At 46.4% G+C, this 26300-nt stretch carries 23 protein-coding genes and 1 pseudogene; 19 read left to right on the forward strand and 5 right to left on the reverse strand.

The features are described 5' to 3' along the window. Window positions 1-28 precede the first annotated feature (28 nt). The 13 genes and pseudogenes from AC1DPK_RS31815 to trhA all read left to right on the forward strand — a co-directional run bounded on the left by AC1DPK_RS31815 (window position 29) and on the right by trhA (window position 14843). The gene (locus AC1DPK_RS31815) at window positions 29-1480 is read left to right on the forward strand and encodes a polysaccharide deacetylase family protein (RefSeq protein ID WP_477512779.1); all 1452 of its coding nucleotides are present in this window, start codon (window positions 29-31) and stop codon (window positions 1478-1480) included. 27 nt (window positions 1481-1507) lie between these two features. After that, window positions 1508-2821: a nucleotide sugar dehydrogenase gene (locus AC1DPK_RS31820; RefSeq protein ID WP_477512758.1), complete on the forward strand. Its 1314-nt coding sequence runs from the start codon at window positions 1508-1510 to the stop codon at window positions 2819-2821. A 21-nt stretch (window positions 2822-2842) separates the two neighbouring features. After that, window positions 2843-4714, forward strand: coding sequence for a glycosyltransferase family 2 protein (locus AC1DPK_RS31825; protein ID WP_477512759.1), 1872 nt, complete (start codon window positions 2843-2845; stop codon window positions 4712-4714). A 38-nt stretch (window positions 4715-4752) separates the two neighbouring features. Next, complete coding sequence (locus tag AC1DPK_RS31830) at window positions 4753-6414, forward strand: polysaccharide deacetylase family protein (protein ID WP_477512760.1); 1662 nt, start codon at window positions 4753-4755, stop codon at window positions 6412-6414. A gap of 37 nt (window positions 6415-6451) precedes the next feature. Continuing rightward, window positions 6452-7546: a glycosyl hydrolase family 18 protein gene (locus AC1DPK_RS31835; RefSeq protein ID WP_477512761.1), complete on the forward strand. Its 1095-nt coding sequence runs from the start codon at window positions 6452-6454 to the stop codon at window positions 7544-7546. A 212-nt stretch (window positions 7547-7758) separates the two neighbouring features. Beyond that, window positions 7759-8265, forward strand: a pseudogene (locus AC1DPK_RS31840) (imelysin family protein); the annotation flags it as partial. A 4-nt stretch (window positions 8266-8269) separates the two neighbouring features. Next, a complete protein-coding gene (gene efeB / locus AC1DPK_RS31845) occupies window positions 8270-9577 on the forward strand; it encodes an iron uptake transporter deferrochelatase/peroxidase subunit (RefSeq protein WP_477512762.1) in 1308 nt (435 codons plus the stop codon). A 66-nt stretch (window positions 9578-9643) separates the two neighbouring features. Next, window positions 9644-11455, forward strand: a complete 1812-nt coding sequence (locus AC1DPK_RS31850; protein WP_477512763.1) for an FTR1 family iron permease — start codon at window positions 9644-9646, stop codon at window positions 11453-11455. Window positions 11456-11641: 186 nt separating this feature from the next. Further along, window positions 11642-11971 (forward strand): LapA family protein, encoded by a 330-nt coding sequence (locus tag AC1DPK_RS31855; protein ID WP_339207192.1) that lies wholly within the window; start codon window positions 11642-11644, stop codon window positions 11969-11971. Window positions 11972-11998: 27 nt separating this feature from the next. Next, window positions 11999-12916, forward strand: a complete 918-nt coding sequence (locus tag AC1DPK_RS31860) for a TRM11 family SAM-dependent methyltransferase (protein ID WP_477512764.1) — start codon at window positions 11999-12001, stop codon at window positions 12914-12916. A gap of 32 nt (window positions 12917-12948) precedes the next feature. Next, window positions 12949-13152 carry a hypothetical protein gene (locus AC1DPK_RS31865; protein ID WP_179089865.1) on the forward strand — a complete coding sequence of 68 codons (204 nt, stop codon included), beginning with the start codon at window positions 12949-12951 and terminating at the stop codon, window positions 13150-13152. 274 nt (window positions 13153-13426) lie between these two features. Then, window positions 13427-14122 carry a lipase family protein gene (locus AC1DPK_RS31870; RefSeq protein WP_477512765.1) on the forward strand — a complete coding sequence of 232 codons (696 nt, stop codon included), beginning with the start codon at window positions 13427-13429 and terminating at the stop codon, window positions 14120-14122. 73 nt (window positions 14123-14195) lie between these two features. Beyond that, a complete protein-coding gene (gene trhA, locus AC1DPK_RS31875; protein ID WP_477512766.1) occupies window positions 14196-14843 on the forward strand; it encodes a PAQR family membrane homeostasis protein TrhA in 648 nt (215 codons plus the stop codon). Between the two features lie 100 nt (window positions 14844-14943). Here the strand turns inward: trhA and AC1DPK_RS31880 are convergent, their stop codons facing one another. Further along, the gene (locus tag AC1DPK_RS31880) at window positions 14944-15759 is read right to left on the reverse strand and encodes a lipase family protein (RefSeq protein WP_477512767.1); all 816 of its coding nucleotides are present in this window, start codon (window positions 15757-15759) and stop codon (window positions 14944-14946) included. Window positions 15760-15909: 150 nt separating this feature from the next. Here AC1DPK_RS31880 and AC1DPK_RS31885 point away from each other — a divergent pair, with 150 nt between their 5' ends. Then, entirely contained in the window at window positions 15910-16878 is a 969-nt protein-coding gene (locus tag AC1DPK_RS31885) for a Gfo/Idh/MocA family protein (RefSeq protein WP_477512768.1), read from the forward strand. Between the two features lie 71 nt (window positions 16879-16949). Here the strand turns inward: AC1DPK_RS31885 and AC1DPK_RS31890 are convergent, their stop codons facing one another. Continuing rightward, entirely contained in the window at window positions 16950-18140 is a 1191-nt protein-coding gene (locus tag AC1DPK_RS31890; RefSeq protein WP_441877422.1) for a magnesium transporter CorA family protein, read from the reverse strand. Between the two features lie 193 nt (window positions 18141-18333). Between AC1DPK_RS31890 and AC1DPK_RS31895 the strand changes: the two genes are divergently transcribed. After that, window positions 18334-18888: a hypothetical protein gene (locus AC1DPK_RS31895; RefSeq protein ID WP_477512769.1), complete on the forward strand. Its 555-nt coding sequence runs from the start codon at window positions 18334-18336 to the stop codon at window positions 18886-18888. Window positions 18889-19038: 150 nt separating this feature from the next. Here the strand turns inward: AC1DPK_RS31895 and AC1DPK_RS31900 are convergent, their stop codons facing one another. Next, entirely contained in the window at window positions 19039-20268 is a 1230-nt protein-coding gene (locus tag AC1DPK_RS31900) for an NAD(P)/FAD-dependent oxidoreductase (protein ID WP_477512770.1), read from the reverse strand. Window positions 20269-20369: 101 nt separating this feature from the next. After that, window positions 20370-21239 carry an AraC family ligand binding domain-containing protein gene (locus tag AC1DPK_RS31905; protein WP_477512771.1) on the reverse strand — a complete coding sequence of 290 codons (870 nt, stop codon included), beginning with the start codon at window positions 21237-21239 and terminating at the stop codon, window positions 20370-20372. Window positions 21240-21444: 205 nt separating this feature from the next. On the opposite strand from AC1DPK_RS31905, the gene AC1DPK_RS31910 reads away from it, so the two are divergent. From AC1DPK_RS31910 to AC1DPK_RS31925, 4 genes are all read left to right on the forward strand, one after another. Continuing rightward, window positions 21445-22617, forward strand: a complete 1173-nt coding sequence (locus tag AC1DPK_RS31910; RefSeq protein WP_477512772.1) for a galactokinase — start codon at window positions 21445-21447, stop codon at window positions 22615-22617. A gap of 43 nt (window positions 22618-22660) precedes the next feature. Continuing rightward, window positions 22661-23647, forward strand: a complete 987-nt coding sequence (gene galE / locus AC1DPK_RS31915) for a UDP-glucose 4-epimerase GalE (protein ID WP_441877407.1) — start codon at window positions 22661-22663, stop codon at window positions 23645-23647. A gap of 33 nt (window positions 23648-23680) precedes the next feature. Further along, entirely contained in the window at window positions 23681-25270 is a 1590-nt protein-coding gene (locus AC1DPK_RS31920; RefSeq protein ID WP_477512773.1) for a UDP-glucose--hexose-1-phosphate uridylyltransferase, read from the forward strand. A gap of 221 nt (window positions 25271-25491) precedes the next feature. Continuing rightward, window positions 25492-25944, forward strand: a complete 453-nt coding sequence (locus AC1DPK_RS31925) for a hypothetical protein (protein WP_477512774.1) — start codon at window positions 25492-25494, stop codon at window positions 25942-25944. 115 nt (window positions 25945-26059) lie between these two features. Here AC1DPK_RS31925 and AC1DPK_RS31930 read toward each other — a convergent pair whose 3' ends face one another. After that, the gene (locus AC1DPK_RS31930) at window positions 26060-26287 is read right to left on the reverse strand and encodes a DUF1128 domain-containing protein (RefSeq protein WP_441877401.1); all 228 of its coding nucleotides are present in this window, start codon (window positions 26285-26287) and stop codon (window positions 26060-26062) included. Window positions 26288-26300: the final 13 nt, after the last annotated feature.

A 26300-nucleotide genomic window follows, 5' to 3' on the forward strand; every position in this document is an offset into this window, starting at 1 on the left:
GGGTAATCAAGTTATAAAGGAGAAACAGATGCCATTTTTAACGAATAGAAAAAAGAATCCTGTCATTTTATTGCTGATGTTCGTGTTGCTGGCTCTTTCGGTTACAGGGTGCGCTTTGCTTACAAGCAGCGGCAATTCGGGCGAAGAGAATAAACCAATAGAGACGGAAAAGCCTGTCGTGCCTGTAAATGGTGAAAAGAGTAAAGTGATTCCATTTGTCTATACGACAAAAAAGGAATTGTCTCTTACTTTCAATGGTATGGGTGATGAGAATCTCATGACTAAGCTGCTCGATGAACTTGATCGCTACGATATTAAGGCGACCTTCTTTTTGCCGGGCATGAGGGTGGCTGAAGAGCCGGGAATCGCCAAGGAGATTTTGGCTAGAGGTCATGGCATTGAGAACAACACGCTTAGTCGGCTCGATCTAACTCATTTAAGCTATGAGCAAGTGTTTAAAGAGATCAATGTCAGCAATGAAGTGATCGAGAGGGAGCTAGGAGTAAAGCCTCAATATATGCGGACGAGATCCGGCGATTACAATGATACCGTTCAGCTGGCTGCAGCGCAGAGCGGGCTTTCGGCTGTTGTATCTTACAGTCTTAATTTGCATGAATGGCAGCAGGAATCGGAGCAAGAGAAAGCGGACTATATTCGAAAATATGTAACTCGGGGCGGCATTATTGCCTTGGATACGGAGCTGGATGGACAGGTTCTTGAATCGATACCGCTTATTGCGAAGGCAGCGGCCGAGGTTGGCTACAAGCTCGTTCCGCTTAAAGAGCTGGTAAGCAGTGGTCAAGAGAGAAAACCGCTTGAACAAATACCGGGATTTGATGCTGCTCGAAAAAATTCAAACGACAAACAATCGAGCTACAAGCTTATTTATAACTGGGAAAATAAAAAGAAGGTTGTGTCACTTACCTTTGATGATTGGGGTACCGACTACACGATTACAAAGCTGCTTGATATTTTGGAAAAGCATGACGTGAAGGCTACTTTCTTCTTGCGTGCCAACGGGGTAGAGAAAAATCCGAATTTAGCTAAGGCGATAGCGGAAGCTGGACATGATGTTGCTAATCACACATACAGTCATCCTGTCATTACCAAGTTAACGCCTGAGGAATTGCAAGAGGAAGTCGTCAAGGCTCATCAAGTAATAACCGAAGCGATTCAGCAGCAGCCTACCATGTTATTTAGACCCCCGACGGGTGAAATTGATGATGAACGGGCGAGAATTGTAGCTGCAACAGGCTACACCTCCATTGCGATGTATGACGTAACGGTGTTCGACTGGGACTCTGCCAATGACGCCGACCATATCGTGAAGGGTGTTCTGGATCAAACGGTTGATGGGAGTGTTATTCTTCTTCACATGCTGGATAACATTCATACGATTGAGGCGCTGCCAGATGTTATTGAGAAGCTGAAAAGCAAGGGCTATACATTCGTTCCCATGTCGCAAATGTCTCTAAAATAACTTTTTCTTACTAGATGGAGATGACATATGACGTTATACGAGGAAATCGTTACAAGGCAGAAGAAAATAGCGGTCATTGGATTAGGTTATGTCGGATTGCCGATCGCAGTAGCTTTTGCGAAAAAAGTGGACGTTGTCGGCTTCGATGTCAATAAAGATAAGATTGCACAATATTGCAGCGGGATTGATACAACCGGCGATATAGGCAGTGATGTGCTCAAAAATACCGAAGCGCAGTTTACTTCAGATCTGAATGAGCTTAAAGATGTTTTTTTCTTCATTGTGGCAGTGCCTACACCGATTCAAAGCGGTAATATACCGGATTTGAATTATGTGAAGAGTGCGTGTCAATTGGTGGGCAGGAAGCTCAAGCATGGCGCAATGGTTGTGTTTGAATCGACCGTCTATCCGGGGGTGACGGAAGAAATATGTATTCCGATTTTGGAGGCAGAGTCGGGTCTTGTTTGCGGCGTCGATTTTAAGGTAGGTTATTCGCCTGAACGAATCAATCCCGGTGACAAGGTTCATCGACTAGAGAACATTACGAAGATCGTGTCCGGTATGGACGAGGAAACGCTGGAAACTGTCGCGAGCGTGTATGAGCTGATTATTGATGCAGGCGTATTTCGGGCGGAGAGCATCAAGGTAGCTGAGGCTGCAAAAGTCATTGAAAACGCACAGCGAGATGTAAATATTGCTTTTATGAATGAGTTGTCCATGCTGTTTAACGGTATGGGGATAGATACAAAAGCCGTGCTGCAAGCAGCAGGCACCAAATGGAATTTTCTTAACTTTAGCCCTGGGCTGGTTGGTGGTCATTGCATCGGAATTGATCCTTATTATTTGACCTATAAGGCTGAGGATACCGGCTATCATTCCAAAATTATATTAGCGGGACGCCAAATTAACGATGGGATGGGCAAGTATGTCGCTCAGCAAATCATTAAGAGGCTTGTTAAGCAGAAGGTAAATATAAATACAGCCAAAATAGGCTTTCTTGGCTTTTCTTATAAAGAGGACAGCTCCGATATTCGCAATACGAAGGTGACAGACATTATCGAAGAGCTTCAAGAGTACGGGATAACAACACTTGTGGCAGATCCAAATGTGGACAAGCAGCAGGTTTATGGCGAGTATGGCATCGAGCTATGCGACATTGAGGAATTAAGCGGGTTGAATGTTGTTATTGTAGCGGTTGCCCACACTCAAATTACGAAGATGAATGTTGAGGATTTTGACAAGCTGTATGACGACAACAAAACGAAGTTTTTGGTTGATATAAAAGGCGTATTTGATAAGCGGTTATTCGAGCAAAACGGATACGACTATTGGAGCCTATAGTGCCGGATTGGAGACAGCAGCGTGTTTAGACGACAGAAAAAAAAGCCGATAGAAGTGCTGACTGTTCCAAGAGCGGACAGACGCACCCTTTGGAGCGTTCCCGATCCGGAGCATTTGCGGCAAAAGGTTGATCGAAGAGGTTATGCCGAAGGTCAAAGCAAGGACGGCCGTGATGATGCGGCAGCGATGCATAAGCTGCGTGAGCTAAGCCTGAGATATGAGGCAAGCTTTGACGTGCGGCTGCTTCGCAATGGCCGGAGGAAGCAGCAGGCAATAAAGGGAAAAGCGGTAGACATTTCTTCTACAGGCATTTTGATTGAACTGGACGCATCCGTAATTGGCGATTCGTTCATGGAGGGGGCAAAGTATAAGCTGAGCTTTGAGATTCCACCTGGGACGATGCCTGAGGGTTATGAGTCTGCCGTGAAAATAGAAGCTGTTATTAAAAGAACATTTACGCGAGATAGCGAAGAGGGAGCGAAGCAGCTTATCGCTTTCCAATTTGAGAGGCCATTATCCACGTATCTTCAGAAGAAGCGTTGGGGTTATTCTGTCTATGCGGCGAGCACCCTGCTGTTTGTAGCAGTTGGTATTATTATGCTTATGCGTGTGGAGAGCATCATTTATTTTAAATACAATTTCATCTTGTATTTATACAGTATTACGGCAGCGGCTTTCTTGCTCACTCGTTACTTCTTCGGCGCGCTGCACCGCGATGTGCCGGTTAATCCGCATTATACGCCAGGCGTATCGATTATAATTCCTTGCTTTAATGAAGAGGAATGGATTCATCGAACGATTTTGAGCTGCATGAATCAAGACTATCCGATCRACAAGCTGGAAGTGATTGTCGTAGATGATCGCTCTAAGGATCGTTCTGTGGAGCAAATTCAGAAGGTTATCGACCTTGTTCACAAAGAGGCGCAGAGGTACGAAACGAAGGATCGTCTGAAATTGCATGTATTGTCCGAAAATGGGGGCAAACGCGTAGCGCTTGTAAAGGGCGTGGAGATGGCAAAGCATCGTTTGGTCGTATTTGTGGACTCTGACAGCTTTCTAGAGCCTACGGCGATTAGAAATCTCGTACAGCCCTTTCAGGACCCGCGAATGGGCGGTGTCGCTGGACGCACGGATGTGGAAAATAAATATACGAACACAGTTACGAAGCTGCAGACGGTACGCTACTATATTGCATTCCGAATTATGAAGGCTGCTGAATCTTGGTTTGACAGCGTAACCTGCTTGTCTGGGCCACTCTCTTGCTACCGAAAGGATTTAATTTTGAAGCATAAGGATGCTTGGCTGACTCAGAAGTTTTTGGGGCAGCCAGCGACCTTTGGCGATGACCGCAGCATGACTAATTTTATTTTGAAAACACATCGTACCGGCTATCAGGATACAGCGATTTGCTCCACGATCGTCCCCTCAGAGATGAACGTGTTTTTAAAGCAGCAAATGCGCTGGAAACGTTCATGGCTGCGTGAATCGCTGCGAGCAGGGGGCTTTATTTGGCGGAAGGAGCCGTTTATGGCTTTGTTCTTCTACATTGGGCTTATTGTTCCCATTGCAGCGCCGATTGTGGTTTTGTACAACTTGGTTTATGTACCGATCATGTATCGGATCTTCCCAAGCACCTTCCTGATGGGACTGCTGCTGATGGCGCTGTTGATGAGCTTTGCCCATCTGTTGTTTCGTAAGAGCAAGCTGTGGGTTTTTGGATTCGTATTTTGTATTTTCTACGAGTTTGTGCTGCTGTGGCAAATGCCTGTTGCATGGGTTACCTTCTGGAAATCAACCTGGGGGACAAGAGAAACGCCGCAGGACATTGAAGCTAGAAATAAGAAAGCAGCGAGAAAGAACAAAAACAACAAGAATATGGACATGCCGCTTTAAAGCGGCCATGGTCTATTTCATAGATAAGGATGACCGCTATGAATAAGTGGTATACGAATGGAGTTTTCGATTATAAGCGGAAAAACAAAAGAAAGGTGATCAGAACGACCGTACAGATGATCATCTTGCTTGTTTTGGGCTTCATTCTTTTCCATGCTGTATTTGATATCAAGCAATATGCGGAGCCGGATAAGGCGCAGTGGACCAATCAAGACGGGTTTATTGCGCTATCTTATTTTGGCGTAGCAAGAAACGGTACATCGGAGCTGATTTCCAAAAAACGGCTGAATCAGCAGCTGAAGGCACTGCACGATCAAGGTTATGTAACCATTTCGCAGCAGGATGTCATGGACTATTACAAGCATGGAAAACCTTTGCCGCCTAAAGCGCTGTTTCTATCCTTCGAGGATGGACGAAACGATTCCAGTTTATTTGCTCAGCCTTTGCTGGAGAAATACAATTATAAAGCGACCATTTTGTCCTATGCGAATAAGGTTGGGAGCAATGAATCCAAATTCCTTCAGCCTAAGGACATGCTCAGTATGATGAAAAAGGGCTATTGGGAGCTTGGAAGCAACGGCTACCGGTTGTCTTATATTAATATTTTTGACAAGGAAGGCAAGCTCATTGGTGTGAAGGAAGAGAATGAGTTTAAAGATCGGGCTAACACGAGCTACTACACTCATTACCTGATGGACTTTATCCGGGATGAGAACCTAGTGCCTGCAGAGCATCGAGCCGAAATGGAAGCGCGCATCAATGCAGACTACAAGTCGATGAAAGAAATTTACAACAAGACGCTTGGCTTTGTTCCTAACGTGTATATGATTATGCACGCGAACATTTTGTACAATGGCATGAACCGGCTTGTTGAGAATGTGAACGACCAAAATATTAAAGCGATGTTCGGCATGCATTTTAACCGTGAAGGACTTTCCTTGAATAAAAGCAGTGACAGCCTTTATAATTTAACAAGGGTGCAGCCTGCTTCCTATTGGTATACGAATCATTTGCTTATGAAAATTAGTAAGGATACTGGTCAGAAAGTCAGCTTTATTGCAGGGGATGAGCGGAGATCGGCAAAGTGGAAGCTTATCAGCGGTGCGGCTGAGTTTACGGATAACCGGATTGCTTTAACCTCTGTTCCAGCAGGAAGCGGCATGCTTTTATTGAAAGATATTCATGCTGCCGACGTAAAACTTACTGCGGAGCTTGGCGGTCATGCAGTCGGCAGCCAATCGATTTATGTTCGATACGATCAGAATACGGATTCATTTGTTCGAGTGTCGATCGAGGATAATTCGGTTATTGTGGAGCAAAAGGCACCCGGAGGCAAGGTTGAACGGCTGCTAGCAAGCAAGCTTGGGGACAAGGCTGCTGAACGTGCGAAGCAGCTTGAAGTTAGCGTATCGGGCGATCAATTAACGGTGATTGTAGATGATGTGCAGCTCTCTTTGCAGCAAATTAGCAGCTCGATCGTCGGCGGAAATATTGCGCTTGCTTCCAAAGCAAGCCTTAACAACGAAAAAGATGATATTTACGACGCTGTTTTTGATAATATAAAAGTAACGACCGTCAATGAGGACGGTACAGAGCATGAGTCATTATACAAGAACGGTTATGTTGGGATTGAGGGGTTAATCAGTAGAGTGAAGAACGCGATTAATGCATCATTCGACTGGGCGATCGATACGTTTTAGCTTAATCAGAACCTAATAATTCGAGGAGTTTGAATCAATGCGGAAACGAAAAGGTCTTATTGCAGCATGTTTGCTTGTGGTGCTTGTAGGCGCAGCAATGTATTTTTCCAATCTTACAAATCGCGCAAAGAAAGCGGAGCAGTCGTCTATTGAAGACGTACTGCAGGCTGCAGCCAGCGTACTGCCTGAATTGTCAGCTTGGATTGTGGACTGGCAGTGGAAGCAGGGAATTGAGGACCTGAGTATTATTAAAGGTGAATTAACGAGCTTGCAGTTGTTTGCGGCCTATTTTGATTATAAGGATAGTCTTTATTTTACGGATAAGTTCCAGCAGGCGTTGCCTGAAATCATGAAGATTTATAAGAAGAACGAACAGATGCAGCTCTATCTGACGGTAGTAAACGACCAGTTTAAAGAAAATGGCGAGTCTGTTCAGAAGGATTCGAGTTTAATTACGCGGCTAGTAGAGACGGAAAAAAGTCGCAAAAAACATGTAGATGAATTGATTGCAGCCGTTGATCAATTTGGGTTGAACGGAATTGAGATCGATTATGAGCGAGTCGAGGAAGAAGACTGGGAACGGATGCTGCTTTTCTACTCGGAGCTTCATACTCGTTTGCAGAAAAGCGGGAAGTCGCTTCGAATCATTTTGGAACCAAGAGCTCCTATTGAACAATTAAAGCTTCCGGAAGGCCCGGAATATGTCATGATGGCTTATAACCTATATGGCTCACACAGCGAACCAGGACCAAAAGCGGATGAAGCTTTTATTGAACAATTGGCAACCAGAATGGAAGTACTGCCTGGCAGTCCGTATATGGCTTTCTCGGTTGGCGGGTTCGATTGGCATGAGGATGGCAAGGTTGAAGCTTTGACTGAGGAGCGAGCGGGGCTGCTGTTAAAGCAAACGGGCAGTAAAGCGCAGCGCGATCAAGCGAGCGGCAGCATGTTTTTTGAATATACTGATGCTGAGGCCAACAATATGAAGCATACCGTGTGGTACGCAGATGAAGTGACATTATCTCGTTGGATAAATACTGCAAAAGCGAACGGAATTAGCAAGGCGGCGATTTGGAGATTAGGCGAAATAGAGATGGAATCTCTGACAAATTTGAAGCTGTATATGCAATAAAATAGGGAATAACAAAGTGCTTCTGAAGCTTATGAGAATAGCTGCGGAAGCACTTTTCTTTAGTACTGAAATATTCCATTGACAATGATTATCAATAGCGAATATACTTCATTTTAGGACAAAAACAGATCCAATTTATTGGAGTGGGGAGCAATTTTAATGAAGTATAAATTAATGACTTTTTTATTGGCTTGTACGGTAGTATTTAGAATGACGTGGAAGACAAGGACTGGCGCGGATTCCACCGCATTGAGCAGTCGCTGTGGGAGAAGAACTCAACCGAAGGTATGGGTGAATATGCAGACCGCTTGCTGGAGGATGTAAAGCTGCTTCGCGCTTTGATGGAAACCGTTGAAGTTGAGCCAAGTTTGCTTGTAACGGGAGCAGTAGAGCTGCTTAATGAGGTATCCGCTTCGAAGGTGACTGGCGAGGAAGAACGTTATTCACACACGGATCTGTACGACTTTGCAGCTAACGTGGAAGGTGCAGATAAGATCTATCAGCTGGTTAAGGCTGAACTGAACAAAAAGGATGCTGCGCTGGATGAGCAAATCGGCAAAGGATTTGCTGATCTTGAGCAAGCCTTGTCAGCTTACAAATCAGGTGATGGTTATGTGTCCTATCTAGATTTGAAAGAGGAAGATACAAAGAAGCTAAGCCAGCTTATTGATGCGCTTGCCGAGCCGCTTTCTCAAATGGGTACAATATTGGAGGCTTAACAACATGACGGAATCTTTTAATTCCAATCAAAATGAGGGCAAGCCCAACATAGATGCTAAAAAAATCAGCCGTAGAGACCTACTACGGCTGGCAGGTGTTGGCGGGGCTGGACTGCTGCTCGGAGCAGCTGGAGTCGGAAGCTTGTTCCAAACGCAGGAACGCAGCGCGGCTAAGCCTGCTTCGAAGGCAGTCAAAGTAGATAAAGACCAAATTGTTAGCTTTTATGGCAAGCATCAGGCCGGAATCACGACGCCGGCACAAGACTTTATTTTATTCGCTTCCTTTGATTTAACGGCGAGTACACTTGATGAGGTGCGCAAGTTATTTCAAGCATGGACGAGTGCAGCAGCATCCATGACAAACGGTGAGATGCTCGGCAAGACTAACGATAATTTAAATCTTCCTCCTTCAGATACGGGTGAAGCAGAAGGTTTGCTGCCATCTCGTACTACGATTACTTTCGGTGTGGGTTCGTCATTCTTTGATGCAAGATATGGATTAGCGGACAAAAGGCCAGCTGCTCTTGTTGATATGCCTGCTTTTGGCGGTGACGAGCTGCGAGACGAATGGTCAGGCGGTGATATTGGCGTTCAAGTGAATGCTAATGATATGCAAATTGCATTCCATGCGATCCGCAATCTAGCTCGTATAGCTAGAGGGAAAGCGGTGCTCCGCTGGACGCAGGAAGGTTTCCAGCGTACGAGCGGTGCTGATCCAGCGAATGCAACGCCTCGCAACCTGATGGGCTTTAGGGATGGAACAGGCAATCCAGACGTTAACGATGATGGGGAAATGAACAAGGTCGTGTGGGCAGCCGCAGCGGATGGTACGCCGTGGATGGATAAGGGCAGCTATATGGTCGTAAGGCGTATTCGCATGCGCATTGAGGTATGGGATCGTTCGACGCTCGGGGATCAGGAGTCAACCTTTGGCCGCCACCGAGACAGCGGTGCCCCGCTTGGCGGAGCGCATGAGTTCGACAAGCTTGATTTGGAGAAGAAGGACGAGAAGGGCAAACCGGTGCTTCCGATGAATTCGCATGTGCGTCTAGCTCATGGCGATGGCACGGTAAAAATATTGCGCCGCTCCTACTCGTATTCAAGTGGAATGGATCACAAAACCGGGCAGCTGGATGCAGGCTTGTTGTTTATTTGTTTTAACCGCGACTCACGGAAACAATTTATTCCGATGCAGACTAAGCTTGGGCAAAGCGACCTAATGAATGAGTATGTCGTTCATACGGGCAGTGCGATGTTTGCTTGTTTTCCAGGTGTTCGTGAAGGCGGATATATCGGAGAAACGTTATTTTAAATCATAATGTTGCTCGGTTAGGGTTGGGTAGAAAATAGCTCTTGATGATGAAAGGGGCGGACGTCTATGTTCGCACAAAATGGCGGAATGAAACAGTGGGGTATTCGTTTCATTTCTTTTTTTGTACTGATGATATTGATGTTAGGGAGCAGCGGATTATATACGTTTGCTGAAGGTGCGCAATCCACCGAGCTTGATCGTTTGCTTCCGCTCGTTGGCGGTGCTCTTGTTGAAGCAGGTCAAGGAAAGTGGAAGGAAGCGGCAGCTCATATTGATGATGCTTCGGCTAAGTGGAAGCAGCTTGAGCCTGCGGCAACGAAGGAAGCGGCAGCGGTGGATTCTGCGCTTGCGGGAGCTATAAAAGCTTTAGCAGCGCCGGAAAGCGATGCTGATGCTGCCAAAGCTACGTTATCCCTACTAGCGAAGGCACTTAATAAATACGTGAAGAGCGTTCAAGACGCACCGGCGACTCAGCTAACTGGTCAAGATGCGGCTGTCAGCATACTTCCTTTGGCAGAGAAGCTGCTTGCAAGCATTCAAGCAGGCGACTTGGACAAGGCATATGCTGGATATCGTGAAATGAATAATAGTTGGCTTAAGGTTGAGCCTGCTATTCGAGCGGATCATTTCAACGTTTACAGCGGCTTGGAAACGAAGATGAGCATGCTTCGCATTGCTGTTCAAGCTGATCCTCCGAGAACCGAACAAGCGAAAACAGAAGCGTTGGCACTCATTCAGCTTATTAAAGATTATCGCGATGGGAAAATATCGACTGTGGCTAAGGAGTCGGGATTAACGGTAGCCGATGCTGTGGACATCCTAAATCAAGCGTTAAATGATGTCCAGCAAGGGCATTATCCAGAAGCGGCTGGACAGATGGAAGCTTTTATCGTGCAGTGGCCTGCGATTGAGGGTGTGGTTGCCCTGCGATCGGCTGCTATCTATAGCAGTATGGAGATTGGAATGGCTGAGGCGGGCGGCTATTTGCTCTCCGATCCTCCAGCGGCAGATAAGGCGGAGCAGCTTATAGCTGAGATGCTGGGGCAGCTAGAGCCAATGATGCAGGATACCCGTTACACCGCTTGGGATGCGGGGATGATTTTGCTGCGCGAGGGTCTTGAAGCTATTCTTGTATTATCTGCTTTACTTGCGTACTTGCAGCGTACCGGCAATCAAGATAAGCGCAAATGGGTATGGTCTGGCGTATGGGTTGGACTTCTGCTTAGCGGTATTATGGCTGTTGTGCTTACGTATGCCATTGCTCAGGTTGCAGCTGGAAGTGCGCGTGAGTCGATTGAAGGTATTGCTGGTTTACTATCCGTTATTCTAATGATCACAGTTGGCAATTGGCTGCACAATAAGTCTAATATGAACAATTGGAATCAATACATCGACAAGCAAATGGGCAGTGCGCTCGCAAGAGGAAGCCTGTGGTCACTATTTGCAGTTTCGGGTCTAGCGATCTTCCGCGAAGGTGCGGAGACGACGATTTTTTATGTCGGGATGGCGCCGTCTATCGATCCGCTGCAGTTGGCTCTCGGATTTGGCGTTACTTTCATCTTGCTGATTGCACTTGGCTTTGCGATTATTAAATTTAGCGCGAAGCTTCCCATACGGCCATTTTTCCTTGTTGCATCCGCATTAATCTATTATCTCGTTGTTCGCTTCCTTGGCGAGAGCATACATTCCTTGCAGGTATCAGGGTGGGTTCCGTCACATACTACTGCAAGTGTACCGACTATAGGTGCGTTAGGCGTATATCCGACTTGGGAAACTACACTGCCTCAGCTTGCGGTGCTAGTGTATATTATCGTAAAGATAAGTATAACGCAGCTGCGCAAAGCGGCATCACCCGGTAAAGCAGCAGAAGCAAAATAATGATGCAATGGGGCTGTTCCAAGAGCAGATATATTCTGTTTTTGGAGCAGCTCATTTTTTATTGATGCCTCATTATTATAAAATTGTGGTTAAGTTTAGTATGTAAGACTAAGTAATTACTCATAGCTTGCCAATAGGCGAATGGATTAGGTTTGTGGTATGATTTTTGAAAAGGGAGGAATCGGTGTGAAAGGTCCGGGAATTCTTATTTCCGCATTAGTATTCGCGCTTCTTATCGCGATATTTGCGGTTATCAATATCGATTCGGTACATGTGAACTTTTTGTTTACGAAGGCAACCCTTCCGCTCATTCTCGTCATATTGGGATCGACGCTGCTTGGCGGCTTAACCGTAGGCTTGCTGGGGATGATACGTCAGATTCGCTTGCAGCGAACCGTCAAATCATTAGAGAAGCAGCTTGCTGAATTTACAACCGAAGCGGAGCTGCTTGGTTTATCCAAGGCAACGATCCGAACGGAGCCGAGCGAAGAGGCGGCTGTTTCACAAAAGGAATAATATAGTTATCAGATCGTGAGGCCATTAATGTTTATTTATACGTATGCATGCCATGAGGATGAAGCGGCTTTGTGTGAGCTGGAGCTACAAGTCTTATTTGGCGAGAAGCCAAAACAAGGCGTTGTCAGAAGTCAACATGAGCTATCGGTTGATCGCAGCCCTTTCGTAAAACGGCGTATAGCCGTCATGATGGAAGCTAACAGTATGGAAGAACTGATCGTTATGCTTCCGTCAATTGAGCTGGGTGGGAAAACATTCAAGGTTGTTTATACGCAAGGCGATGAAGCCTTCACCTTCGATGAGCAAAGAATGCTCGAGAGAGCTGCTGGCGCGGTTATTCATGGCAAAGCCGATATGCGCAAAGCGGAGCAGCTGTTTGGTTTAATGAAGCTTTATGGACGCTGGTACTTTGGACCGCTGGAAGAGAACGGAGCTGTATGGCTGAGGCATCAGAATAAGCCGCAAAATTATTCAACCGCACTGCCAACAAGAGCAGCTCGTGCGATCGTGAATCTTGCGGCTGAGCTAGCAGCTGAACAGCTTAAGCTTATTGATCCGTGCTGCGGAATGGGAACCGTTCTGATTGAAGGCATGTCAATGGGAATCGACATTGAGGGGTTGGATATCAATCCGCTAGCCGTGCGAGGCGCGCGCGTAAATCTTGCTCATTTTGGTTATCCCGACCGAGTAAGACTTGGCGATATTCGGCTTCTCGAAGGTCATTACGATGCTGCCATTGTAGATATGCCATACAATTTGTGCTCTGTCTTGCCAGAAAGCGAGCAGATTGTTATGCTTGAGAGTGTAAGAAGGTGGGCGAAGCGAGCGGTTATTGTCACAACTGATCCAATGATGAGGCAATTGGAGCTGGCATCTTGGAGGATCATAAAAACCACAACCCTGAGTAAAGCCTCTTTTACCAGATATATAAGTGTAGTAGAATAAGAATTATGTAGCGCATGAAACGAGGTGAACCTATGTCTACAATCGAACAAAACGAATCCCAAGAGGAGCCTAAGAAGCTGACTCAAGCGGAGAAAGCGAAGCAATTGCTCGCTCAGAAGAAACAAGCGAAAGCTGGAGGAGCTCCAGGCCAATCGCATCTTTCTACGGGGACGCAGGCACTGAAGAGCCAGAACACGAAGAAAGTTAACAATCAGCGTAAAAAAATGGGTGTATAGCTGTCGGTTCCAACTTTTTTTTGAAATGCAGCAATAGCAACAATGAAGGACGCCAGCTGGTAACAGCTAGGCGTTTTTCTTATATAATAATATAAGAAGCAGGTTAGTCAGCTTGGAGGTTCACGGGGTTCTTGCCTAAATTTACGGAAATTACAACAAAAGGCAAGAATGAATCAATCGACTATCCCGCATAATGAATATACACGGATGAATTAGAAAAAATAATAAAACATGAAAATGAATAACGTTTAAGTTAATTACGGAGGGATTCGTTATGACGGCGACCAAACCATCACGAATGAGTATTTATTTGCTTGCCGGTGTCGCAACATCCAATAGCATATTTACGGAATGCAAGGTTAAGCTGGAACAAATGTTTCAATCCGATGGTGTCGAACCAGCTATCCACGTCATATTTCCTTATGGCGATGCCAGTCGCAGCTTGGTTAGACAAGTGCTAGAGGTGAAAAGCGACTTGTCCAACCGTTTAACGGCTGGTCGGATCGGCGGACAACATGCGCTGGAGAAAATCAAACAAACGATGAGCAGCGAGCGTTTATTGCTGATTGGACACAGCGGCGGCGGTGCCGCTGCTTATCAAGCGGCAAAAATGCTTTATGAGCAGGATCAAATCGAGGATTTTCGAATCGTGCAGGTCGGATCACCAAGAACGCCGATTGAGCCAAAGCTTCAGGAGCGCGTTAGTTATTTTCATTCCATCGACAGCTTAGGCAAGCTTAATGACCCGATTAGCCGAATTGGGACTTGGGGCGGATGGAGCATAAGCAAATATGCGATGCCAAGGTGGAATCGCATGAAGTACGCGCCAGGCTATGTTGAAGGAATTCCTACTGTGGGCGGACATGCGGATTATTTTCGCCATACGGAGGATTTTAGCGACCAGGAGGCCATTTGCAATCTAGATAAAACAGTGGACCGCGTGCGGGGTTGGTTGAAAGGGTGGGTCTGATCCTATACACTAAGGTGAGAGTAAGCAGCAGCTTCTAGAGTGAGATGCTTACGACTTAGGAGGTGAAGGACCCATGGCCAATACACATACGTACACAAAGAAAGAAGAAATTGCGAATGCCGTCACACATGGGATTGGGGCTGCACTCAGCATTGCGGCACTCGTCGTGTTGATCGTATTCGCGGCAACGAGGGGAACGGCCTTTCATGTTGTCAGTTTTACTATATATGGATCAGCCATGCTGCTGCTGTATGCGGCCTCTACGCTCGTGCACAGCTTTCCCGAGGGAAAAGCGAAGCGGGTATTTGAATCACTTGATCATTCGTTTATTTACGTCTTTATAGCAGGAACTTATACTCCGATATTGTTCCATATCGTGCAAGGTACGCTTGGCTGGGTACTGTTTGGGATCGTTTGGGGAGCGGCATTAATCGGTGTAGCGTTTAAGGCTTTTTTTGCATCACGATTTTTATTCACATCAACGATCATTTACATCGCAATGGGATGGATTATCGTATTTGCTTGGAAGCCGCTCACAACGCATCTAGCTCCAGGAGGGGTGCAGCTGCTCGTAACAGGGGGTTTGCTGTACACATTCGGAACGATATTTTATATGTGGCGTGCCTTTCCTTACCATCACGCCGTATGGCATTTGTTTGTACTTGGCGGTTCAATTGTCCATTTCTTCGCTATACTGCTATATGTTCTCCCAGCGAAATGAAAAAGATTATTTGGACATAGAGAAGCAAATCTTACTCGCATGAAGCAAGCGGTGCGGGAGATGAGATTTGCTTTTTTTGTTTTTTTGTAGCAGCTCGGAATTAAACTTCAATTGCTGGGCACCAGCCTGGCGGCTCCGCGCAAATGGCCAGGGCAAAGGCAGGATCTTCTTGGGCAAGATCAGCGAAGTAGTTTGATAATATATGGTTTCCTGAGACAGAGCCCATACGGAACGAACGTTTCACCTCACCCTTTGCGTGCATATAGTAGTAAGTTTGTTTAGTCTTTGGCGATTGGTAAACAAGCGTAGGCAGATGGGGGACGATATCAAATTCGTTTTGAAAACGCCAATGGGTACCAATGGATGCGTTATAGCTGCTTGCAAACTTCGGATCTCCGACTCGAGGTGCTCCATACGTATATACAATGGGATCTATAAATGAGGTGTTGTTCGCAAGGTCGAGGGCAGCAAGGGTTGCAAGTGCTCCCCCAAGGCTGTGTCCTGTTATAAACAGCGGTCTGCCCTGTGGAAGCTGATTTATGATTTCAATGATTTGAGTACGTGCTGACATATAGATGTCAGTAAACCCCTTGTGCGTTAGACCGGCATTTTTGACTGGGCGGTAAGTCGTTTGCTGGGCAATGAAATCAGATACCCAATCCACTGCAGAGTTGCTGCCGCGAAAAGCGAGCACGGATGCACCTTCAGATGTTAAAACAAAACCGAATCGTTCATCGCTGTCGTCATATGCTCTAGCCGTAAATTCACTTACTAAGCTGTAGGTTCTAGGTACAAGAAATAATCCGTCTTTGTTGTTGTATTGCATGTACGTTTGTCCGCAAACCGCAGCCAAAAACAAAGCCGTTCGATAATCGAGATCCTGCGTGGTTAACGTACCTCTCGTATTTGCTGTCATACCATCCCTCCGCTCRTACAACTCCGGTTCTCCCGATGTTTGTAATATATGATCAGCCCTGCAGATGGGTACCAGCGGAAAAAAATGGACTTCATAAGGCAGCTACAAGTATAATCGGGGAATAACGCGATTATGAAAGGGGATTCATAAATGACTCTTCAAATAGGTATTGCAGGTACAGGATGGTTTGGCATGATGCACGCGGAGAAGCTCGCTAAGCTTGCCGGCATCAAGGTAACTGCTTTCTTAGCAACTAGCCAGCAAAAAGCATATGCAGCAGCACAGCGCTTTGAGGGTGCACGCGGTTATGATTCTATACATCGCATGCTGGATGATCGTAAGCTTGATGCGGTATATATTTGTGTACCGCCATTTGCGCATGGCGAGATTGAATCTGCATTGCTTGAAAGAAGCATTCCCTTTCTTGTAGAGAAGCCGCTTGGAGTGGACGAGCAGCTGCCGTCTGAGATTTTGAAAGGAATCGAAGAGAAAAAGCTGATTACATCGGCTGGCTATCATTTCCGTTATATGGATGGAACCGACCGTGCAAGAGAGCTGCTGCGCGAGCGCACAACATTAATGGCGCTTGGCTATTGGATGGGCTCCATGCCGGGGGTAAGCTGGTGGCGCAAGATGGAAGGATCAGGCGGTCAATTCGTAGAGCAGACAACACATATTGTGGATCTGCTAAGGTATACGGTTGGTGAAGTAAGTGAGGTTTACGCAGCTTACGGCAATCGATATATGAGCGGTGTTGAAGAAGGTGTGACGGTTCCTGATGTAGGCACAGTTACACTGAAGCTAGTGGGTGGTGCAGTTGCTACAATTAGCAATACTTGCGCTATCCCAGCTGGAGATCGTTCCGGACTGCATATTTATACGAACAAAGGCGTGCTGGAGCTTGGCCATAGCGGATTGATCGACACGGAGGCTGGCCGCAGAACAGAGTATGCTAACCAAACGGATCCCTATGAGTTGGAAAATGAGGCTTTTCTTTATGCGATCCGAACCGGGGATGTTTCCCGCATTCGCTCCAGTTATGCGGATGCAGTAAGAACACATCAAGTGACCATTGCTGCTAATGAATCTGCTCGTACTGGATTGCCAGTTAAGCTTTAGAATATGATGTAAAAAACCGTCCATGAAGGTCATTGACCCTAGTGGACGGTTTTAATATGGGCTGACTATCATTATTGGCTTCGTTTTCTTTGGGAACGCGTTTGAGCTTGAGGGGGTTCACTTGAAGCATTCGCAGAGGCTTTCTGCGAACGGCTGCTCTTCGAACGCTTGGAACGTTTTGCCTGAGAGGAAGAATCAGTAGTAACAATCTCCTTCGGATTGCGTCCATTTAACAAGTCGCCAGTCCAGCCTTTCTTCCAAAGCCATAAATACATGAAAATCGTTACGAATAAAATAAATACGTTCATCGCTGTAAAGCTCCACTTATTATCTTTAAATGGCAGGATCTCGAAGTTAACGCCCCATATACCGCCTATAATCGTAGCAGGCAGGAACAAGACAGTAAATATCGTGAGCGTCTTCATAATATCGTTGCCGCGAAAGTTTGAGATGGCATCGTCCATTGAGATCAAGGTATCTATTTCCAGTGCGTAATGCTTCAGAAGCGCTTCGATTCTCTCCAGCTTATGCGTAATGCGCTTAAAGCTGTCCGTCTCGGTGAGTTCATCCATGAAAGCTTCCTGTGCAGCACTATGTACTTCTCTAATCGGAATGAAAAGATGACTCCAATGAAGCAAATCGTAACGCCTCTCAAAAATAGTATCGATAAGGCCGGTACGATTCTCATTGCGCATCGTCGTTTCAAGCTCTCCGAGTCTTTTTTCAAAACCATCAAGACCAGCATGGAACGTTTCCAAAATAATGCTAAGCATAATAAATAACGCTTCAGGAGCTGATTCGCAGCTCTCGAACTTTAGGTTATGGTCAATGGACTGAAGTCGGAGCGGAATGCGCATGTCATCATGCATCGTCAGCAGCCGGTCTTCTGTCAGCCAGAAGTGAAAAGGTTGAATATCCGATTGGTCGTCCGACACTTGGAACATAACAGTGCCATATAGCAGCTTCTGCGAATGCGTCGCACCGCCAACGGATATATTGTTTGTTCTTCTGCCTGCGCATTCATCAATCCATGACGCACATTCCGGAAATAGCTGCTTGAGCTCATCTCTCTGCTGCTGAGCCGCTTCCTGTTCCTGTTTGGTAATGGCTTTAATGGTCTTTTGTCCTTCGCTTGAAGAAACGGTTTGCCTTTGTGCACCTTTCCTGCTGGGCAAGGGCTCATTCCTTACGGTTTGCTGCCTCGCTTGCTGCAGTACATGCCATTCCCATCCTGCGGGATAGCGAAGCATCCGATGAATCATCGCTCTGCCTCCTGCTTGTCCGATTTTCCAATATCTATTCCTCCATCATACCGCGAACTTCAATGATGCACAACCTGATCATTTGATAACACAAAACCTTCGTTATTTCATGTCAAATTTCAACATAATACGACTTAATCCGCCATAAGAAGGGCATACCAAGATTAGTATGCAACATAAGGAGGATAAGGCAATGGCAAAAAAAATAGGCATATTTGAAACGGAGCAGCAAGTCATAACGGCTATTGAACAGCTGGAGCAAGCGGGCTTCGTTCAAGGCGAGCTAAAAGTCATAGCGAAAGATTCTGAGCATTCTAGGCGCGTAGAAGCAGAGAGCGATGTCCATGTGGACGAGCTTAGAGAGCTCGAAGATATACCTGACCGTCAAGGTTTAGGTAGTCTTGGCATGGCTGCTGCTGCTGGGTTTGCAGGAGCTGGCATGAATGCTGTTTATGGCATGACAGGTTACGGGACAGCGCCTTATGCTGCCGGAGGTTTTCCTTTTGCAGCGGCAATTCTGCTTGGCGATGACGATCACAGTGGAACGCTGCAGTCGCTTGGTCTTGAAAATGAAGAAGTTCGATTGTGCAGTGATGCTCTGCAAAGCGGTTCATTAATCGTTATTGTTGAAACTCTGGAAAGCAAATCGTTGTTTGACAAGGATGGCGGTCCGGATTTGTCACGGCTGGGGGCGGCAGAAGCTGTTTTTCGCGCCTGCAATGCCTCTAGCGTTATTGCTGGCGAATAGCTGCTGGTTACATCAGAAAGATAAATATAAAGAAGTCTCACTTATCGCGCAGAAGCCATTTTTGCCGATAGGTGAGGCTTTTTAATTATGTATATAAGCCGTCCGACGGACGGCAGCCGCAATGAAAAGTTGTATCATTTATGTTGTTGATTATACATTTGCTAAGGATTTGCGATCCAGCTTTACGATTTCAGTTAAGGGATGCTCTTCGCCGATAATAAGATCACGCAGCAAATGGGATGCAAGCATGCTGTATACGGTACCGTTGCCGCCATAACCTAAGCAATAATAAACATTTTTCCAAGCGGGATCAGCACCTATAAAGGGCAAGCCGTCACGCGATTCTCCGAAGGTGGCGCACCATTGATAGGCAATGGGAGCCTGCAGCTCGGGAAATAAAGCCTTTAGCTGGCTGTGCAGCTTATCGCTGTGTTTCCTAAGTTCTTTATCGCTGTGAGTGGGCTTTTCAGTATGCTCATCCAAGCCGCCGACAACGACGCGGCCGTCAATAGTCGTTCGCATATACAAATAGGGACGGGCAGTTTCCCATACGAGAAAGCGTTCGTGCCAGCTTTGAAGACTTGGCTGAACTTCAGTGACAAGTGCAAAGGAGCGATTCAGCTCTGCTTTGATCAGCTTGCCGCGAAGCTCTTCAGGCTCATACCCTACAGCATAAACAACATGATCTGCTTCAATCTCATAACCGTCAGCGGTTTTTAGAAGATGGAGGCCGCTTGGCAGCGTTTCATGTGCTACGACATCGGTTTGCTCATAAATCTCAAGCCCAGCTTCAGCAGCATCGTTTGCTACACCGTTTACGAACTGATAAGGATTTACCTCTGCGTCGCCGTGTGCAACGATCGCACCTGGCTTCTGAAACGGAAAATGTTTGGCGATGTCGCTCGGGGACCAGAATTCGACTTCAAGTCCACAAGCCTTTAAAGCCTCATATTCCCTTTTGAGTTTAGGAAGCTCCTGCTCCGAAGAGGCATAATACAGGCTGTTTCTTCTAATCAATCCTACATCGATAGAAAGGGAGATAGCTGTTTTTTCGAGCATTTGGACTGCATCTCTACACGCTTTATAGAAGATTTGGGCATCCCGCTCCCCGATTTGGTCGATGAGGTCACAAAGCATAATATCGTTGCAAAATTGCAGGAGGCCTGTATTGGCTGAGGTGCTTCCGCCGGCTACCTGTCCCCGTTCAAGCATAATGGTGGAAAGGCCGCTTTTATTGAAAACAGAAGAACAGATCGTACCTGACATCCCGCCTCCTATAACAGCCACTTGTGTTTTTTTGTTTTGCCGCAAGGGCGCATACACCTTGGGATTGTTTAATGTAACCGGCCAATATAAGTTACCGGTGTGCAGCTCTTTCATAGAACATCACTCCCTACGATAGTATTACCCGAATTTACGAATATGAAGCGATCGGGAGCTGATACTAACAAGAGGATGGATATTCAGCTGAACGGCGCTGCTTAGTCACCTAAATTCCGCATCGCCATGCGGTATGCTGTAGGAGATTGGCCATGAAGCCGGCGGAATTGTTTGGAGAAGTACAGAGCATCCTGTAGACCGACTGATGCGGAAATTTGTTCGATGGTCAGCTCTGGCCGTTCCCTCAGCATGCGGCGTGCTTTATCGATTCGGAGCTTGAGCAGGAAAGTAACGGGAGATACGCCAATGCGCTGCTTGAACAAACGGGACAAGTACGCTCTATTGTAGCCAAGCGATTCCGCCATTTGTTCAATGGAGACCGGATGGGCATACTGCGTTGATAAGTAATGGATGACTTGTTGAAGCAAATGATCGCCTTCTGCTTGGGAGGTACGGATTTCATTGCCGTTCTGGCTATTGAGCGCGCTTTTGTACTCGGCAAGGAGCAAATGCAAATAACCTACGGCTCTCATATCAGACGCAGCGCCTCCCCGCCTAAAGGTATCATAGATTTGACGAAACAATGCAGCGGCTCGCCGCTTATCTGGCGTAAACACTACCTGCTGCTCGGCTGTTAAGCCAGCGGTTGCAACAAGATCGGCGGACAATGTTCCATGAAATGCGACCCAGCGATATTTCCATGGCGTGTCACCGTCAGATTCATAACTGATTAATTGTTCCGGCTCAATTAAGAACGTATGCCCTGCACGAAGCTCATGCTTAACCTCATCACAAATAAAGATGCCCTTTCCTTCCAGTACGATGTGCATCAAATAGAAGTCATAAACCTTGGGACCAAGCCGGTGGTACGGCTTCGTTTGGCTCTCGCCAGCAAACAATACATTGAGTGGGGAGTTTTTGCCATCACTGATAACGGGATTGGAGGCTACGGTATACATATCCTGCTGCATTTTACTTTACACCTGCTTTACAGTGGAATGCGAAGATAAACAATTGTAGAGTTTATAATATCATAGCATGTCCGATGTTTATGCGAGAAGTCACATTAATCCATATAAAAAGCACTTGCCGCCATTTAGTTTTACTGCTGCTTCCCGTATACTAAAGTTGTTATCCAAACATACAAAATCGATATAAAAAGGAACGTGATAGCAAATGGCAAACATTGAAGCGCTAACACAGCAGTTCATACAACAATACGGCGGAGACGCAAGCGACATCGCTGTATTTCATGCTCCAGGCCGCGTAAACTTGATCGGTGAGCATACAGATTACAACGGCGGCTACGTATTCCCAGCTGCACTAACTTTCGGAACGACGCTTCTTATCCGCAAACGCCCAGATCATCATCTTGGTCTAGCGACAACAAACTTCCCAGCGTCAAAAAGCTTCTCGCTCGACACGATTGTGTATGACGAGGCTGACGACTGGATGAACTATCCTAAAGGAATTGTTCATGAGCTTTTGCAAGCAGGCGTGAAATTCTCCAGCGGCTACGACTTGCTGTATCATGGCGAAATTCCAAATGGTGCTGGACTTTCCTCCTCTGCATCCATTGAGGTCGTAACAGCTTTTGCACTGCAAACTCTTGAGGGACTTCCAACTGATAAAGTGAAAATCGCATTGCTGTCACAAAAATCCGAAAACGAGTTTAATGGCGTGCAATGCGGCATCATGGACCAATTCGCGGTTGCAAACGGCAAAAAGGACCATGCCATCCTGCTCATGTGCGATACGCTTGAATATGATCTCATTCCATTTGATTCCGGCAGCTATAAGCTGGTAATAGGCAATACGAACAAACGCCGCGGCTTGGTTGACTCCGCTTATAATGAGCGCCGCGCACAATGCGAGCAGGCGGTACAGGATCTTAAAGCAGCATTCCCTGAGCTTACGCTTCTTGGACAGATTAATCTGGAGCAATTTAACTCTGCAAAACATCTGATCAAGGATGAAACAGTTCGCAAACGCGCACAGCATGTGGTAGAAGAAATCGACCGTGTACTGCAATCAATCAAAGCATTGAAAGCAAACGATCTTGCGCAGTTTGGACAATTAATGAACGGCTCACACGATTCGCTGCGCGATCTTTACGAAGTAACGGGTGCTGAGCTGGATGCCATGGTTGCGGCTGCTCGCCTCGTACCAGGCGTACTAGGTTCGCGTATGACGGGCGCAGGCTTCGGCGGATGTACGGTTTCGCTCRTTCACGAAGACAGCGTTGAAGCGTTCCAAGCAGAGGTAGGCCGCAAGTATAATGAAGCAACAGGCTTAACTGCTGACTTCTATGTATGCACAATCGGAAATGGCGTAGAGCGCCTAGTATAAATAGCATGATCATGCGACACCAAATGGAGAGGGGAAATGAATCATGGCAGTATTAGTAACTGGAGGGGCTGGCTACATCGGCTCGCATGCAGTAGCGGCATTGCAGGAACGCGGCGAGGAAATCGTTATCGTCGACAACTTGCAGCAGGGTCACCGCAAGGCTTTGCTTGGAGGCAAGCTGTATGAGGGTGATCTTCGCGATGCAGCTTTCATGGATACCGTCTTTAAGGAAAATGAAATCGATGCAGTGATCCATTTTGCAGCGAATTCGCTTGTTGGCGAAAGCATGAAGGATCCGGGCAAATATTATCACAATAACGTATTTGGTACGCTTTGCCTGCTTGAGAAAATGAATGAATACAATGTTCGTAAAATCGTATTCTCTTCGACAGCTGCTACTTACGGCGAACCGGAGAACGTGCCGATCGACGAGTACGATCGCACGCTTCCGACGAATGCTTATGGCGAAACGAAGCTTGCGATGGAAAAAATGATGAAATGGTTCGATGTTGCTCATAACATCAAATTTGTTTCGCTTCGTTACTTCAATGCGGCGGGCGCTCATGAGAGCGGGAAAATCGGCGAGGACCATAGCCCGGAAACCCATTTGATTCCTATCGTGCTCCAAGCAGCGCTTGGTCAACGTCCTCATATTTCGGTATTTGGAGAAGACTATGAGACGCCAGACGGTACGTGTGTCCGTGATTACATTCATGTAAGCGACCTTGCCGATGCCCATGTGCTTGCAGTGGATCGTCTTCGCAGCGGAGCTGAAAGCTCTGTATACAATTTAGGCAACGGAACAGGCTTTTCTGTCAAACAAGTTATTGAAATTGCGCGCACAGTGACTGGCAAAGAAATCCCTGCTGTGTTCGAAGCTCGCCGTGCGGGCGACCCTGCTATTCTCGTAGCTTCATCAGATCGTGCTCGCAAGGAGCTGGGCTGGAATCCGAAGCGGGATAAGCTTGAAGACATTATCAAAAGCGCTTGGAGCTGGCATGAAGCGAATCCAAATGGATACAACGACTAGGATTGACGCTTAAAGGAAAGGAGCTGCATCACCTTGGAAACCAAACAACAAGCAACATCAGCAAACGATGCGCTGATTCTTATAGAACGCTTGCTGCAATTTGGATTGCAGCGCAATCTGCTGAACGATCAGCTTGATACGCATGCAGCGAGAAACGAACTGCTTGATCTCTTTCACTTTACTGAGCCTTTTGAAGGCCAAGTGCCGGAGGAGCGACTCGAAAGCGCAGTACCGCTTCTGGAGCCGCTGCTTGACTATGGTTACGCAATCGGACTCATTCCAGATAATACGACGACATATCGCGATTTGCTTGATGCTCGCATTATGGGCTTCTTGCTGCCGCGTCCTTCTGAAGCCAGCGCTGCATTTCAGCGTTTGGCGAAGGAGCAGGGGCTAAAAGCAGCTACGGACGCATTCTACAACCTGAGCATCGATTCGAACTACATTCGGATGGACCGCATTCGCAAAAACCTTTATTGGCTGCACGAGACAGAATTCGGAAATCTTGAGATTACGATTAATCTCTCGAAGCCCGAGAAAGATCCGAAGGAGATTGCGCTGCTCAAAACGATGCCGCAGGCGAAATATCCGAAGTGCTTGCTCTGCGTAGAAAACGTTGGCTATGCTGGCCGTCCTGATCATCCGGCTCGTCAAAACCTGCGTGTCCTGCCGCTCACGCTGCAAGAAGAGCAGTGGTATCTGCAATATTCACCGTATGTTTATTACAATGAGCACAGCATCATTTTCAAAGGCGCACATGAGCCGATGGTTATTTCGCATTCTTCATTCGCGAGACTGCTCGACTTCGTGGAATTGTTTCCGCATTATTTCATTGGCTCGAACGCTGATTTGCCGATAGTCGGCGGATCGATTCTAAGCCATGATCATTTCCAAGGCGGYCGCCATGTGTTTCCGATGGAAGCTGCATCAACAGATACGCTGTTTACTGACCCTAAGCTGCCAGGCTTGCGCTTTGGCATCGTGAACTGGCCGATGTCAGTCGTTCGGGTTAACGGGACGTCCAAAGCGGATGTTCATCGTGCAGCTTGCCATATTCTCGTTGAATGGCGTAATTATAGCGATGAGGCTGTAGATGTGCTGGCATTTACGAAGCAGGCCGATGGTACAAATACTCCGCATAACACGATTACGCCTATTGCACGTCTACGGGACAATGGCGAGTATGAGATTGATCTAGTGCTTCGCAACAATCGCACGAGCGAAGAGCATCCGGACGGTATTTTCCATCCGCATCAGCATTTGCATCATGTGAAGAAAGAAAATATCGGCTTGATCGAAGTCATGGGACTTGCAGTACTGCCAGGACGCTTGAAGGATGAACTGGAGCAAATTGCAGCTTATTTGTCAGGGGCATCAGCTGCTGTTCCAGAAGAGCTTCATGCGGACTCTCATCCGCTCCATAAGCATGCAGAGTGGCTGCTAGCTCTAATCGATCGTTTTGGATCTTCAAATACTGCTGAACAAGCGAAAAAAATCGTTGAAGCTGAAACGGGCAGCAAGTTTCTAGAGGTGTTGAAGGACGCAGGCGTATACAAGCGCACAGCTGATGGCGCCGCAGCCTTCGAACGTTTCTTAACGTCTATAGGGCTCCAAAGAGCATAAAATTATAAAACCTTTATCCACGCGGGCCACTAGCGATTGGATGGAGGTTTTTTGTTATCAAGCTTAAAAATGAAGCAATTTATATAATGTTTTATAATCATGCATTGTGAAATTATATTAATTTGTAAAGTGACAAAATTTATGGTATTTTTTATAGAATAAACAAACCTTTTTGAATTATATTTTTATTTCTCTATAAACTATTTATCGGAGGGGTCAAGATGTCCGAAAAAATGCTGCCGTTGGACGACTTTTTGCAGCTTAGCACTGATGAGCAAGTGGAAAAATTAAAGCGTTGGAAGATGGATTACACGCTTAAAGACATTCGGGAAGCTTGGAACTTCAAGCATTCCGCGCAATATTATATGCTGCTGAAGAAGCTTCGGATTTACGAAAGAGTTGTTAATAAATCAGATAAGTTTTATCCCGTCCAAGAGCAGCTCATAACGAGAACGAATGCTGGCGGAGAGCGCGGCTGGACCGGGCAGTCTGCTTTCGCGGAGCGCAAGCTTCCGTCGGATAGCTTCGATTACCATTTAAATACGACGCTAAGCGGACCTGCACTTGCAGACAAGCTGGAGCGAATCGCACATTTTCTAAAAGGCGAGCACAAAGAAGTATCAATAAAGCTGTCTATAGAAGCTGCGGAAATAGAAGTGGAAGAGCTGGAGTAAATACTGAATGAACAATAAAAAGAACCGAGTTCGGCGAAGTTGCCTGGCTCGGTTCTTCTTTTGTAGAAAAATGAAAATAAATGTCTGATACTGGAATATTATGTTTGTAAATAGTTTATTGCAAACGCAGCTTTCCAAGCTCGGAAACGAGCGCTTCTACCTCGCTGATGCTGAATTTCTCTTTTGAAGCGACTACTTCGTACAGATCTTTTATATCCTCATATTTATTGAGATCAAAGTTAGATGCCTGCATCGCTGCAGCGGAAGCCATTTTCAGCTTTGTTTTGATAACTTCAATCATAAACGCTACATTTTCTTGCGTTTGTAAGTCTAAATTCGTCATGGAGTGCCTCCTA

The sequence above is a fragment of the Paenibacillus sp. 01T424 genome, from assembly GCF_056398745.1.